The sequence below is a fragment of the Rhodocyclus purpureus genome (assembly GCF_016653115.1).
Lineage (GTDB): Bacteria > Pseudomonadota > Gammaproteobacteria > Burkholderiales > Rhodocyclaceae > Rhodocyclus > Rhodocyclus purpureus.
On record NZ_NHRX01000048.1, the window covers coordinates 28,990 to 43,506 of the forward strand.

General features: G+C 67.3%; 11 protein-coding genes. 8 read left to right on the plus strand and 3 right to left on the minus strand.

All coding sequences use genetic code 11. The annotated features are described in order from the left end of the window. Positions 1-2 precede the first annotated feature (2 nt). From CCR84_RS09845 to ftsB, 7 genes are all read left to right on the plus strand, one after another. Positions 3-710 (plus strand): ABC transporter ATP-binding protein, encoded by a 708-nt coding sequence (locus tag CCR84_RS09845; RefSeq protein WP_201211776.1) that lies wholly within the window; start codon positions 3-5, stop codon positions 708-710. Positions 711-762: 52 nt separating this feature from the next. Further along, positions 763-1,236, plus strand: coding sequence for a CreA family protein (locus CCR84_RS09850; RefSeq protein WP_201211778.1), 474 nt, complete (start codon positions 763-765; stop codon positions 1,234-1,236). 15 nt (positions 1,237-1,251) lie between these two features. Beyond that, positions 1,252-2,199, plus strand: a complete 948-nt coding sequence (gene tal, locus CCR84_RS09855) for a transaldolase (RefSeq protein ID WP_201211780.1) — start codon at positions 1,252-1,254, stop codon at positions 2,197-2,199. Between the two features lie 84 nt (positions 2,200-2,283). After that, a complete protein-coding gene (locus CCR84_RS09860) occupies positions 2,284-3,927 on the plus strand; it encodes a CTP synthase (protein WP_201211781.1) in 1,644 nt (547 codons plus the stop codon). Beyond that, entirely contained in the window at positions 3,924-4,760 is an 837-nt protein-coding gene (gene kdsA / locus CCR84_RS09865; RefSeq protein ID WP_201211782.1) for a 3-deoxy-8-phosphooctulonate synthase, read from the plus strand. The genes CCR84_RS09860 and kdsA overlap by 4 nt, the downstream gene beginning before the upstream one ends. A 63-nt stretch (positions 4,761-4,823) precedes the next feature. Beyond that, complete coding sequence (gene eno / locus CCR84_RS09870) at positions 4,824-6,107, plus strand: phosphopyruvate hydratase (protein ID WP_201211783.1); 1,284 nt, start codon at positions 4,824-4,826, stop codon at positions 6,105-6,107. Between the two features lie 81 nt (positions 6,108-6,188). Then, entirely contained in the window at positions 6,189-6,482 is a 294-nt protein-coding gene (gene ftsB / locus CCR84_RS09875; protein ID WP_201211784.1) for a cell division protein FtsB, read from the plus strand. Positions 6,483-6,491: 9 nt separating this feature from the next. Here ftsB and CCR84_RS09880 read toward each other — a convergent pair whose 3' ends face one another. Next, positions 6,492-7,208, minus strand: coding sequence for an SIMPL domain-containing protein (locus CCR84_RS09880; protein ID WP_201211785.1), 717 nt, complete (start codon positions 7,206-7,208; stop codon positions 6,492-6,494). A gap of 276 nt (positions 7,209-7,484) precedes the next feature. Between CCR84_RS09880 and CCR84_RS09885 the strand changes: the two genes are divergently transcribed. Further along, positions 7,485-7,970: an FKBP-type peptidyl-prolyl cis-trans isomerase gene (locus tag CCR84_RS09885; protein WP_201211786.1), complete on the plus strand. Its 486-nt coding sequence runs from the start codon at positions 7,485-7,487 to the stop codon at positions 7,968-7,970. Positions 7,971-8,764: 794 nt separating this feature from the next. Here the strand turns inward: CCR84_RS09885 and CCR84_RS09890 are convergent. After that, a complete protein-coding gene (locus CCR84_RS09890) occupies positions 8,765-10,000 on the minus strand; it encodes an ABC transporter substrate-binding protein (protein ID WP_207186264.1) in 1,236 nt (411 codons plus the stop codon). A 94-nt stretch (positions 10,001-10,094) separates the two neighbouring features. Then, a complete protein-coding gene (mutS, locus tag CCR84_RS09895; protein ID WP_420825391.1) occupies positions 10,095-12,815 on the minus strand; it encodes a DNA mismatch repair protein MutS in 2,721 nt (906 codons plus the stop codon). Positions 12,816-14,517 lie beyond the last annotated feature (1,702 nt).

Below are 14,517 nucleotides of genomic sequence, written 5' to 3' on the forward strand. Positions count from 1 at the left end.
GCATGGCCGGGCAGGGGATCCGGATCGAAGGGCTGTCCAAGCGCTACGGCAAGGGCGAGACCGCCGTGCTCGCCTTGAAGGACGTCAACATGCACGTCGATCCGGGCGAAGTGGTCGGCCTGATCGGACCGTCGGGTTCAGGCAAGAGCACCCTGCTCAAGTGCCTGGGCGCGGTGATCGACCCGACCGCCGGGCGCATGCTGCTCGGCGACGAACTCGTCTTCGACAACGGCTGGAAGGTGCGCGACCTGCGCGCGCTGCGCCGCGACAAGATCGGCTTCGTCTTCCAGGCGCCGTACCTGATCTCGTTCCTCGACGTCACCGACAACGTGGCGCTGCTGCCGATGCTGGCCGGCGTCCCCAACGACGCGGCACGCACGCGCGCCCGCGAACTGCTCGCCGCACTCGACGTGCAGCATCGCGCCAGCGCGATGCCAGCGCAGCTCTCGGGCGGAGAACAGCAGCGCGTCGCCATCGCCCGCGGGCTGGTCAACCGGCCGCCGGTGATCCTCGCCGACGAACCGACCGCGCCGCTCGACTCGGTGCGCGCGCTGTCGGTGATCCGCATCCTCAACGACATGGCGCGGCGTTTCGAGACGGCCGTCATCGTCGTCACCCACGACGAAAAGATCATCCCGACCTTCAAGCGCATCTACCATATCCGCGACGGCGTCACCCACGAGGAAGCCGGCGAGGGGAGGTCCTTGTAATCGGCAGGGGGGGCTGGCATGATCAGCGGATCCATCAGCCGGTGTTTTCGCCATGTCGACCCGACCCCTTGTCCTCGCGCTCGCGCTCCTCGGCGTGGCGCTGCCTGCCGCGGCCGAGACGATCGGCTGCGTCACCACCGCGTGGAAGCTGATCGGCGCCAATCACAAGATCTGCGTCGAGGCGTTTGCCGACCCGAAGGTACCGGGAGTCACCTGCCACGTCAGCCAGGCGCGCGCCGGCGGCGTCAGCGGCTCGCTCGGGCTGGCGCAGGACCCGTCCCAGTTCTCGCTCTCCTGTCGCCAGACCGGGCCGATCACGCTGCCGGCGAAGCTGCCACGCGAGGAGACGGTGTTCGCCGAGGACACCTCGATCCTGTTCAAGGAGACGCGCGTCATCCGCATGTGGGACGAGCCGCACAACACGCTCGTCTATCTGGCGATCAGCCGCAAGCTGATCGAGGGGGCGCCGGCCAACAGCATTTCGACAGTGCCGGTGATGCCGTGGGCGGCGCGCCGGGATCAATGACCACAAGGGAGCACGATGAGCAACCACCTCGCCTCGCTGAAGAACTTTTCCACGATCGTCGCCGACACCGGTGACCTCGCCTCGATCGCCCGCCTGCGCCCGCAGGACGCGACGACCAATCCATCCTTGCTGCTGAAGGCCGCGCGCGATGCGCAGACGCGCGAGCTGGTGCGCGCCTCGCTCGCGCGCTCGGCGGCTCGCGGCGAGGCAGGGGCGCTGGCGATCGAGCAACTGGCCGTCGACATCGGCTGCGAGATCCTGAAGCTCGTCCCCGGCCGCGTGTCGACCGAGGTCGATCCGCGCGCCAGCTTCGACACCGAGGAGACGGTGCGCCGCGCGCTGCGGCTCTCCGAGCGCTACGCCGCCGCCGGCATCGGTCGCGAGCGCGTGCTGATCAAGATCGCCAGTACCTGGGAAGGGATCCGCGCCGCCGAGCGGCTGGAGCGCGAGGGCGTGCACTGCAACCTGACCTTGCTCTTCTCCTTCGCCCAGGCCGTCGCCTGCGCCGACGCCGGCGTCACGCTGATCTCGCCCTTCGTCGGCCGCATCTACGACTGGTACTGCAAGGACCGCGGCGTCGCCGACATCGCCGCCGACGAGGATCCGGGTGTTGCCTCGGTGACGCGCATCTACCGCTACTACAAGCGCCACGGCTACGCGACCGAGATCATGGGCGCGAGCTTCCGCAAGGTCGAGCAGATCGAACGCCTGGCCGGCTGCGACCTGCTGACGATCAGCCCCGAACTGCTCGACCAGCTTGCCGCCGCGCCCGGCGAAATCGCGCGCTGCCTCTCGCCCGACGACGTCGCCGCTGCCGATCCGCGCCAGCCGCTGAGCCAGCCCGATTTCCTCTGGCAGCACAACGGCGACGCGATGGCGGTCGAGAAACTTGCCGAAGGCATCCGCAAGTTCGACGTCGACGCGCGCGCGCTCGAGCGCGAAGTGGCAGGAATGCATTCGTGATCGGGACGCCGGTGGCTGTCGGCCCGGCTTGGAGCGTCTTCCCCTTTTCGGCTATCATCTGACTTTCCCGCAGCCAGTCTCTCCATGACCAAATACGTCTTCGTCACCGGCGGTGTGGTGTCCTCCCTCGGCAAAGGCATCGCCGCCGCCTCGCTGGGCGCGATACTCGAATCCCGCGGTCTGCGCCTCACGCACCTCAAGCTCGATCCCTACATCAACGTCGATCCTGGAACGATGAGCCCGTTCCAGCATGGCGAAGTCTTCGTCACCGAAGACGGCGCCGAGACCGACCTCGACCTCGGTCATTACGAGCGCTTCACCAGCGCCAAGATGAAGAAGTCGAACAACTTCACCACTGGCCAGATTTACGACACGGTGATCCGCAAGGAACGCCGCGGCGAGTATCTCGGCAAGACGGTGCAGGTGATCCCGCACATCACCGACGAGATCAAGGCGCACATCCGCCGCGGTGCCGATGGCGCCGACGTCGCGATCGTCGAAGTCGGCGGCACCGTCGGCGACATCGAATCGCTGCCCTTCCTCGAAGCGATCCGCCAGATGGGGCTCGACGAGGGCGACAACAACTCCTGCTTCATCCATCTCACGCTCCTGCCGTACATCCCGACGGCCGGCGAGCTGAAGACCAAGCCGACGCAGCATTCGGTCAAGGAGTTGCGCGAGATCGGCATCCAGCCCGACATCCTGCTCTGTCGCGCCGACCGGCATATCCCGGAAGACGAGAAGGGCAAGATCGCGCTCTTCTGCAACCTGCGCCGCGAGTCGGTGATCGAGGTGCTCGACGCCGACTCGATCTACCAGGTGCCGGCGATGCTGCACGACCAGATGCTCGACGAGATCGTCTGCCACAAGCTCAAGATCCTCGCGCGCGCGGCCGACCTCAGCGTCTGGAAGAACATCGTCGACGCCCTCGAACACCCGCAGCACGAGGTGAAGATCGCCTTCGTCGGCAAGTACGTCGACCTCACCGAGTCGTACAAGTCGCTGACCGAGGCGATCAAGCACGCCGGCATCAAGACCAGGAGCCGCGTCGAGATCGTCTACATCGACTCCGAGGACATCGAGAAGAACGGCGTCGATGCGCTGAAATCGATGGACGCCGTGCTCGTCCCCGGTGGCTTCGGCAAGCGCGGCACCGAAGGCAAGATCGCCGCGATCCGCTACGCGCGCGAAAGCGGCACGCCTTACCTCGGCATCTGTCTCGGCATGCAGCTCGCCGTCGTCGAGTTCGCCCGCCACGTCGCCGGCATGGCGGCCGCGCACAGCACCGAATTCGACCGCGACACGCCGTATCCGGTGATCGGTCTGATCACCGAATGGCAGGACGCCTCGGGTCGCATCGAGAAGCGTGACGAGAGCTCCGACCTCGGTGGCACCATGCGCCTCGGCGGCCAGCTCTGCCACCTGCGTCCGGGCTCGCTCGCGCGCGAGATCTACGGCAAGGACGACATCGTCGAGCGTCACCGCCATCGCTACGAGGTCAACAACACGCTGCTCGCCAAGCTCGAGGAGCAGGGCCTCGTCGTCGCCGGCCGCGCGCCGGGAACCGACCTGTGCGAGATGGTCGAGCTGCCGAAGGAAGGCCCGCTCGCGCATCCGTGGTTCGTCGGCTGCCAGTTCCATCCTGAATTCACCTCGTCGCCGCGCACCGGTCACCCGCTGTTCACCTCCTTCGTGCAGGCCGCCCTGCAGCGCCGGGAGCACGCATGAAGCTGTGCGGCTTCGAGGTCGGCCTCGACCGTCCGTTCTTCCTGATCGCCGGTCCCTGCACCGGCGAGTCGCTCGAACTGTGCGTCGAGGTCGCCGGGCACATGAAGGAAGTGTGCGCGCGGCTGGGCATCCCCTACATCTTCAAGGCCTCGTACGACAAGGCCAACCGCAGCTCGGGCGTCTCGCCGCGCGGTCCGGGGCTCGAAGCCGGCCTCAAGCTGCTCGACGAAGTCCGTCGCCAGGTCGGCGTGCCGATCCTCACCGACGTGCATGAGATCGCCGACGTCGCCGCCGTAGCCAGCGTCGTCGATGTCCTGCAGACGCCGGCCTTCCTCTGCCGGCAGACCGATTTCATCCACGCGGTCGCCGCCAGCGGCAAGCCGGTCAATATCAAGAAGGGCCAGTTCCTCGCGCCCGGCGACATGAAGAACGTCGTCGCCAAGGCACGCGAGGCCAACGGCGGCGCCGACACGCTGATGGTCTGCGAGCGCGGTGCTTCCTTCGGCTACAACAATCTGGTGTCCGACATGCGCAGCCTCGCGATCATGCGCGAGACCGGCTGTCCGGTCGTCTTCGACGCGACCCACTCGGTGCAGTTGCCTGGTGGGCAGGGCAACGTCTCCGGTGGCCAGCGCGAGTTCGTCCCGGTGCTGGCGCGTGCCGCGGTCGCCGTCGGCATCGCCGGGCTGTTCATGGAGACGCACCCGCGTCCCGCAGAGGCCTTCTCCGACGGTCCGAACAGCTGGCCGCTCTCGCGCATCGAGAGCCTCCTGACGACGCTGGTCGCGGTAGACCGCGCAGTCAAGGCGGCGGGCTTCGAAGAGTTGCGCTGAAGGCCACGTCTGCGCCATGATGCCGTCGTGATAAAAATTTTTTCATAGGGAAAGGGTTCTTTCATGAGTTCTATTGTCGATGTCGTCGCCCGCGAGGTTCTCGATTCGCGCGGCAATCCCACCGTCGAATGTGACGTCCTGCTCGAATCGGGCGTGATGGGTCGTGCCGCGGTTCCGTCCGGCGCCTCGACCGGCTCGCGCGAAGCGATCGAACTGCGCGACGGCGACAAGGGCCGCTACCTCGGCAAGGGTGTCCTGCAGGCGGTCGAGAACGTCAACACCGAGATCTCCGAAGCGATCATCGGCCTCGACGCACAGGAACAGGCGTTCATCGACAAGACCCTGATCGACCTCGACGGCACCGACAACAAGTCGCGCCTCGGTGCCAACGCGATGCTCGCCGTGTCGATGGCCGTCGCCAAGGCGGCCGCCGAAGAATCCGGCCTGCCGCTCTACCGCTACTTCGGTGGTTCGGGCTCGATGCAGATGCCGGTGCCGATGATGAACATCATCAACGGCGGCGAGCACGCCAACAACAGCCTCGACTTCCAGGAATTCATGATCCTGCCGGTCGGCGCCCCGTCCTTCCGTGAAGCCCTGCGCACCGGCGCCGAAGTCTTCCACGCGCTGAAGAAGCTGCTCGACAAGAAGGGCCACTCGACCGCCGTCGGCGACGAAGGCGGCTTCGCGCCGAACCTCGGCAGCCACGCCGAAGCGGTCGAACTGATCCTCGAAGCGATCGAGATCGCCGGTTACAAGGCCGGCACCGACGTCCTGATCGGCCTCGACTGCGCCGCTTCCGAGTTCTACAAAGACGGCAAGTACCACCTCGCCGGCGAGAACCTGCAGCTCAGCTCCGAGCAGCTGGTCGACTACCTGGCGACCCTGGTCGATCGCTTCCCGATCGTTTCGATCGAGGACGGCATGGCCGAAGGCGACTGGGACGGCTGGAAGCTCTTGACCGAGCGTCTCGGCAAGAAGGTGCAGATCGTCGGCGACGACCTCTTCGTCACCAACACCAAGATCCTGAAGGAAGGCATCCAGAAGGGCATCGCCAACTCGATTCTGATCAAGATCAACCAGATCGGCACCCTGACCGAGACCTTCGCCGCGATCGAGATGGCCAAGCGCGCCGGCTACACCGCGGTCATCTCGCACCGTTCGGGCGAGACCGAGGACAGCACCATCGCCGACATCGCCGTCGGCATGAACGCGCTGCAGATCAAGACCGGCTCGCTGTCGCGCTCCGACCGCATCGCCAAGTACAACCAGCTGCTGCGCATCGAGGAAGACCTCGGCGATACCGCTGGCTACCCCGGTCGCGAAGCGTTCTACAACCTGCGTTGACCCCGGCACGGCCGGCGGCGGTGGCGGGCTAGGTTCCCGCCGGCGCCGCCGGCCTTGTCGTTGACCCTGCGGAAGACATGAATGCGCTGGCTATCCCTCGTCCTGCTGGTGCTGATCGTACTCTTGCAATACCCCCTGTGGATCGGCAAGGGCGGCTGGTTGCGCGTGTGGGATGTCGCGCGCCAGCTCGATGAGCAGAAGGCGACCAACGAGCGGCTGGCGATCCGCAACAGTGGCCTCTACGCCGAGATGCGCGACCTCAAGCAGGGCCTCGAAGCGATCGAGGAGCGCGCGCGCTTCGAGCTGGGGCTGATCAAGCCGAACGAAGTCTTCGTGCAGATTCCCAACGAGCAGGAAGCTGGAGCCAGCAATTGAGAGTGACGGCTACTTCCCCGACTCCGCAGCCTCGCCCAGCTCTATCTGGCCGTTCACGCTGACGTTGATTTCCGTCTGTCCCGCTTCGAGCGGCATCGGCGCGGCGTCGGTGGCAAGCATGCCGGCTGCACGCAGCATCGGCAGGTGGATCGGCCGGCTGCCGGTACTGACGTTCAGCTGCCTGATCTTCCAGTTCCTGCCGAGCGCATCGGCGATCAGTCCGGCGCGCGCGCGGAAGGCAGCGAGCGCGTCGAGGATCGCGGCATCCTCGCTCTGCCGGCGCGCCTCGGGCGAGGGCTCGAAGTTGAGCGCAGCCACCGCCAGCGATCCCTGCAGCTTCCCGAGCAGTTCGGCCATGGCGCCGGTGTCGCGCGATTCGAGCCGCAGTTCCTGGCGCATCCGCCACGATTCGATGCGCCCGCTGCGACCGCGGATCGGCTGCGTGACGACGTTGCCGGTCTGCACGCGCACCGACGCCCAGGACTTGGCCAGGCGCAGGCCTTCGCCGATCTGCGCGTTGATCTGCCCGGCGAGCGCGGACGGCGAACTGCCGTCGGCTTCGGCATAGACGACCGCACGCACCAGATCGTTGCTCGCCGGTCGGCTCGCCTCGGCCGAGAGATCGATCCGCGGCGGTTCCTCCGCGGCGAGCACCGGCGTCGCCAGGAGGACACCGAACAGCGCGCTGCACAGCGCGGCGACCAGCCGCTGGGATTTTACAGACATGAGATTCCTCCAGGCGTGGGCTGACAAGGAACAGAGTTAAGCACAGGAGCATTCGTTCGGGCAAGGCGCCTGGCCACGAGAATTTCCGTTCGCTCTGGCGGGTACCGGCGGGCTTGGTTAAAATCCTGAAGCCCGCGCCATTGCCGGGTAAAGGCGAGCAAGGCGGAGCGCATGCACCGTCGCCAGCGTCGGCACTCGTCATCGACCAACCCGGCGTCGCCCTGCCTGATCCTCACGGGCAGTTCGCGCCGGAAGCTGCCCTAAGGAAGCGGATTCATGAACACAGTGGAAAAAAATACGGTCGTCACGCTCGACTACAACGTCACCGATCCCGATGGCGTGCTGGTCGATGCCGGTGAAGAGCCGATCGTCTACCTGCACGGCGGCTACGACGACGTCTTCCCGATGATCGAGGAAGCCCTCCACGGCAAGAAGGTCGGCGAGTCGGTGTCGGTGAAGATGCAGCCCGCCGACGCGTTCGGCGAGTACGACGCCGACCTCATCCAGGTCGAGCCGCGCGCTTCCTTCCCCAAGGAACTCCAGGTCGGCATGCAGTTCGAGGGCGCCCCCGAGGGCTCCGACGATGACGATTACCAGATCTTCCGCGTGACCGAGATCGCCGACGACAAAGTGGTCCTCGACGGCAACCACCCGCTCGCCGGCATGGCGCTGGTGTTCACCTGCACCGTCACCGCAGTCCGTCCGGCGAGCGCCGCCGAGATCGAACACGGCGGCCTGCTCGACGAAGACGAGGAAGACTGACGCACCCAGGTTGTTGTGGAATCCGTCGCGATCAGCAGCCCGTCATCGCGAGCCCGCAGCGCGTGGCGATCCAGTGTGTAGGTCTCGCATCGTGCAGGGCGAGGAGACGGAAGAACGAACTGGATTGCCACGGCGCTACGCGCCTCGCAATGACGGCAGTGCCAGGCGTGCATGGAGAGGGGCTGAGACCGTAACCGTCGCGAGCCCGCAGCGCGTGGCGATCCAGACAGCACGTCATCGCGAGCCCGCAGGGCGTGGCGATCCAGCGCGTAGGTCTCGCATCGTGAAGGGCGAGGAGACGGAAGAACGAACTGGATTGCCACGGCGCTGCGCGCCTCGCAATGACGGCAGTGCCAGGCGTGCATGGAGAGGGGCTGAGACCGTAACCGTCGCGAGCCCGCAGCGCGTGGCGATCCAGACAGCACGTCATCGCGAGCCCGCAGGGCGTGGCGATCCAGTGTGAAGGTCTCGCATCGTGCAGGGCGAGGAGACGGAAGAACGAACTGGATTGCCACGGCGCTACGCGCCTCGCAATGACGGCAGTGCCGGGCGTGCATGGAGAGGGGCTGAGACCGTAACCGTCGCGAGCCCGCAGGGCGTGGTGATCCAGACAGCCCGTCATCGCGAGCCCGCGGCGCGTGGCGATCCAGACAGCACGTCATCGCGAGCCCGCAGGGCGTGGCGATCCAGCGCGTAGGTCTCGCATCGTGCAGGGCGAGGAGACGGAAGAACGAACTGGATTGCCACGGCGCTGCGCGCCTCGCAATGACGGCATTGAAGCGAATGCGGGCGCTTCAGTGCAGCAGCTTGCCCTGCCGACTGATGATCGTGATGTCGACGTAGTTGGCGCCGAGGTGTCGCGTCGGCGAGAAGTCGATGGTGACCCCGCCCGCATCCCAGTCGTGCAGCGAATTCAGCGCATCGCGCAGTCTCCTGCCGGTCGGTTGCGGTCCACAGCGGCGTAGCGCCTCGACCAGCACCTTGGCGCCGAGGTAGCCCTCGACCAGCGTCTGGTTGAGGGGCAGGCCTTTCGCCGCGAAGCGGTCGAAGTTCGTGCGGATTTCCTTGGTCAGCGGCAGCGTCTGGCTTGCCGGCGAGGGGACCACCTGTGTCAGCACCAGTCCGCCCGCGGCCTCGGCGCCGATCAGCCTGACGATCTGCTCGGCGTCGTCTACCGAGAGTGTCGCGTACTGTGCCGTGTTGCCGGCGGCGCGCGACTGGCGCAGGAATTCGGCGGTGGCGGCAGTGACCGAGATCATGAGCACCAGTTGCGGCGCTGCCGCCGCGATCGTCTTCACCGCTGCGTCCACCTGCGTCGTGTTGCGCTCGTAGCCGGCGCGTGCGACGACGCTGCCGCCGGCCTTGGTGATCGCTGCTTCTGCCAGCGGCAAGAGGTCGTGGCCGAAGGCGTCGTCCTGGTAGAAGATCGCGAACCTGCGCGTGCCCGTGCTCGCGTAGTGCGCGACGATCTTCTGCACCTCCGCCGCGTAACTCGCCCGCGTCATGAACACCCAGGGGTGATTGCGCACGACCACCGAGGGCGCGCTGCTGACCGGTCCGACCAGGGGCACTTCCGCCTGCTCAAGTACCTTGTCGTCGATCAGTGCGAGTACGTTGCGCGAGCCGACGGTCCCGAACAACGCCAGCGGACGCACGTCGCGCAACAGCTGCCGCGCCTGCGCGACGGTATCCTCGCTGCGGTAGCCATCGTCGCGCGTCACCAGCTTGATGCGTGCGCCATGGACGCCGCCCGCGGCATTGACCGCGTCGAAGTAGAGTTGCGCGCCGGCACGCAGTTGCTGGCCGGTCGGCGCGAGCAGCCCGCTGAAGGGGGCGACCTGGCCGACGACGATCTCGCCCGCCGCCTGCGCCTGGCCGACCATCACCATGCCTGCGAGGAGCAGGGCGGCTGAGACGATCTGCAGGCCGCGCATGGCCATCGACCCGACCCCATGCTGCACCTCACTCCGCTCGGGGCTGAGCCTGTCGAAGCCCTGCCGCAGCCCCGCGCCGGCAACGCCCTTCGACAAGCTCAGGGAGAGCGGAAGAACAGCATGCAACGGCCGGGTTGAGAAGGTCTGCACGGGGGGGCCTTGTAGATGGCGCTGACCCCCGAATTTAGCATCAGCCCTGCCCGGCGTCGAGGAGCCCCTTCAGCGCGTAGAGTGCGTCGAGCGCCTGGCGCGGCGTCAGCGCGTCGGGGTTGGTCGCCGCCAACTGCAGCAGCGCGGGGTGAGGGGCAGCCGGCGCTACCGTGACCGGCGCTGCCTCGGCGGGCTCGTTTTTGCGTTCCTCCTCGCGTTCCTCGTCGCGTTCCTCCAAGTAGCGCCCGCCGCCCGCGAACAGGTCCGGCTGCAGCGGATTGATCGCCGCGCGTTCCTCGAACTCGCGCAGCTGCCGCCGGGCGGCGCGCAGCACCGGCGCCGGGATGCCGGCGAGCGCGGCGACCTGGATCCCGTAACTCTGGTTGGCCGGACCTTCCTCGACCGCGTGCAGGAAGACGATGCCCTCGCCGTGCTCGACCGCGTCGAGATGCACGTTGGCGAGTTCGCGGTACTCGTTGGCCAAGAGCGTCAGCTCGAAGTAGTGGGTGGCAAAGAGCGTGAGACAGCGGTTCTTCTCGATCAGCCGGCGGCAGATCGCGTAGGCCAGCGCCATGCCGTCGAAGGTCGAGGTGCCGCGGCCGATCTCGTCCATCAGCACGAGGCTCCGCTCGGTGGCGTGGTGCAGGATGTTCGCCGCCTCGGTCATCTCGACCATGAAGGTCGAGCGGCCGGACGCGAGGTCGTCGGAAGCACCGATGCGCGTGAAGATGCGGTCGAGTGGCCCCAACACCGCGCGCGTCGCCGGGACGAAGCTGCCGACGTGCGCGAGCAGCGCGATCAGCGCGTTCTGGCGCATGTAGGTCGACTTGCCGCCCATGTTCGGGCCGGTGACGAGCAGCAGCCGGCGCGCCTCCTCGAGCCTGAGGTCGTTGGCGATGAACGGCTGGCCGTCGGCAAGCTGGCTCTCGACCACCGGATGGCGGCCGCCCTCGATCAGGAGACCCGGCTCATCGCGGAACTCCGGCCGGCAGTAGCCGCGCGCGTGCGCGACCTCGGCGAAGGCACCGAGCATGTCGAGCTCTGCGACCGCGCGGGCGATGCGCGAGAGCTCGGGCAGGGCCGGCTGCAGGTCCTGCAGGACCTGGTCGAAGAGGAGCTTCTCGCGCGCCAGCGCGCGTTCCTGCGCCGACAGCGCCTTGTCCTCGAAGGCCTTCAGCTCGGGGGTGATGTAGCGCTCGGCGTTCTTCATCGTCTGCCGCCGGCGGTAATCGTCGGGCGCCCGCTCGGCGTTGGCCTTCGACAGCTCGATATAGAAGCCATGCACGCGGTTGTACTCGACCTTCAGCGTCGCGATGCCGGTGCGCTCGCGCTCGCGCGCCTCGAGCGCGAGCAGGAAGGCGCCGCAGTCCTCGTTGATCGCACGCAGCTCGTCGAGCTCGGCGTCGAAGCCGGTGGCGATGACACCGCCCTCGCGCAAGAGCGTCGCCGGTTCCGGACGGATCGCGCGCGTCAGGAGATCGAGCGTAGCCTCCGGGACGGCGAGGTCGGCGTGGATCTGCGCGAGCAGCGGCGCCGGCTCGCTGGCCAGGAGCTCGGCCAGCGGTTCCTGCAGCGCCGGCAGGCGTGCCAGGCTGTCGCGCAGGCTGGACAGGTCGCGCGGCCGCGCCGAATGGAGCGCGACGCGGCCCGTGATGCGCTCGATGTCGCCGATCCCGGCGAGCGTCTTGCGGAGCACGCCGAGCTGGCGCGACGGCGCCCCCGCGTCGCCGAGCAGCGCGGCGACGGCCGCCTGCCGTGCCGCCGGAATCGCGGGCGAGCGCCACGGATGGTGCAGCGCATGGCGCAGGCAGCGCGAGCCCATCGCGCTGACGCAGACGTCGAGCAGCGAATACAGGGTCGGCGCCGGCTGGCCGCGCAGCGTCTCGGTGATTTCGAGGTTGCGCCGCGACGACGCGTCGAGCCCGAGCCAGGTGTCGTCGGCATCGACCACCAGCGCGCGAAGGTGCGGCAACGCGCGCGCCTGCGTCGCCTGCGCGTAACGCAGCAGCGCCCCGGCGGCGGCGATCGCCGGCTTCAGCCCGTCGGCGCCGAACCCGGCGAGCGAGGAGGTGCCGAAGTGCGCGCACAGCTCGCGCCGGGCGCTGGCCACGTCGAAATGGAACTTCGGCCGCCGCGTCAGCGCCGCACCCTCGACCTGCGGCGCCGCGAGTTCCTCGGGCAGCACGATCTCGGCCGGGCGGATGCGTTCGAGCGTCGCCGGCAGCTGGTCTACGGCCACCTCGCTCACGCGGAAGTCGCCGCTGGCGAGATTGAGCCAGGCGATCCCGGCGAGCTTCTTGTCGACGGCGAGCGCGAGCAGCAGCGTGTCGCGCTTCTCGTCGAGCAAGGCCGCGTCGGTCAGCGTCCCCGGCGTCACCACGCGCGTCACCGCACGCTCTACCGGCCCCTTGCTCGTCGCCGGGTCGCCGATCTGCTCGCAGATCGCCGCCGACTCGCCGAGCTTCACAAGCCGCGCCAGGTAGCCTTCGAGCGCGTGGTAGGGTACCCCAGCCATCGGGATCGGCTTGCCGGCCGACTGCCCGCGCGCGGTCAGCGTGATGTCGAGCAGCCGCGCCGCCTTCTCGGCGTCCTCGTAGAAGAGCTCGTAGAAGTCGCCCATGCGGTAGAGCAGCAGGGTCTCGGGATGCTGCGCCTTCAGCCGCAGGTACTGCTGCATCATCGGCGTGTGCTTCGCCAGTTTTTCTTCGGGAACGGCGGGAGCGGCTTCGGGGGAGGCGTGGGCAGGCGAAATTTCCGTCATCGGGCTAGGGGGCTACGCGGGAGAGGCCGAATTATCCCCCGGAACCGCCCTGATCGGGAGCCGGCGGGCGCCGCCGGTCGCGTTGCGCGTAAGTCGGGGTAAGGTGAAACCGCTAAGGGATTGAGCTGCTGCCTGGGAGCGGCAGCCCGTCATCGCGAGCCCGCAGGGGGTGGCGATCGAGACAGCGCGTCATCGCGAGCCCGCAGGGCGTGGCGATCCAGGGCGTAGTCTTACATCGGACCGCGCGTGTATGGCAGGCAAGGGCGAGGAGACAAAAGAACGAACTGGATTGCCACGGCGCTACGCGCCTCGCAATGACGACAGTGCATGGAGAGGGGCCGAGACTGTAAACGTCATCGCGAGCCCGCAGTGCGTGGCGATCCAGTGCGTAGGTCTCGCATCGGTTCCGCCCTGAAGGCGGGGCAGGGGCAAGGAGACAGAAGAACGAACTGGATTGCCACGGCGCTACGCGCCTCGCAATGACGAAAGTGCATGGAGAGGGGCCGAGACCGCAAACGTCATCGCGAGCCCGCAGAGCGTGGCGATCCAGTGCGTAGGTCTCGCATCGGTTCCGTCCTGAAGGCGGGGCAGGGGCAAGGAGACAGAAGAACGAACTGGATTGCCACGGCGCTACGCGCCTCGCAATGACGACAGTGCATGGAGAGGGGCCGAGACCGTAAACGTCATCGCGAGCCCGCAGGGCGTGGCGATCCAGTGCGTAGTCTTACATCTGGCCGCGCGTGGATTGCAGGCAAGGGCGAGTAGCCAAAAGAACGAACTGGATTGCCACGGCGCTACGCGCCTCGCAATGACGAAAGTGCATGGAGAGGGGCCGAGACCGTAAACGTCATCGCGAGCCCGCAGGGCGTGGCGATCCAGTGCGTAGGTCTCGCATCGGTTCCGCCCTGAAGGCGGGGCAGGGGCAAGGAGACAAAAGAACGAACTGGATTGCCACGGCGCTACGCGCCTCGCAATGACGACAGTGCATGGAGAGGGGCCGAGACCGTAAACGTCATCGCGAGCCCGCAGGGCGTGGCGATCCAGTGCGTAGTCTTACATCTGGCCGCGCGTGGATTGCAGGCAAGGGCGAGTAGCCAAAAGAACGAACTGGATTGCCACGGCGCTACGCGCCTCGCAATGACGACAGTGCATGGAGAGGGGGCGAGACCGTAAACGTCATCGCGAGCCCGCAGTGCGTGGCGATCCAGTGCGTAGGTCTCGCATCGGTTCCGCCCTGAAGGCGGGGCAGGGGCAAGGAGACAGAAGGACGAACTGGATTGCCACGGCGCTACGCGCCTCGCAATGACGACAGTGCATGGAGAGGGGGCGAGACCGTAAACGTCATCGCGAGCCCGCAGGGCGTGGCGATCCAGTGCGTAGGTCTCGCATCGGTTCCGCCCTGAAGGCGGGGCAGGGGCAAGGAGACAGAAGAACGAACTGGATTGCCACGGCGCTACGCGCCTCGCAATCACGACAGTGCATGGAGAGGGGGCGAGACCGTAAACGTCATCGCGAGCCCGCAGGGCGTGGCGATCCAGTGCGTAGGTCTCGCATCGGTTCCGCCCTGAAGGTGGGGCAGGGGCAAGGAGACAAAAGAACGAACTGGATTGCCACGGCGCTACGCGCCTCGCAATGACGGCATTGAAGCGAATGGCTGCGTTTCATGCTCAGGGGTGGCAAGACTAGCCATGATCGTTAGCGC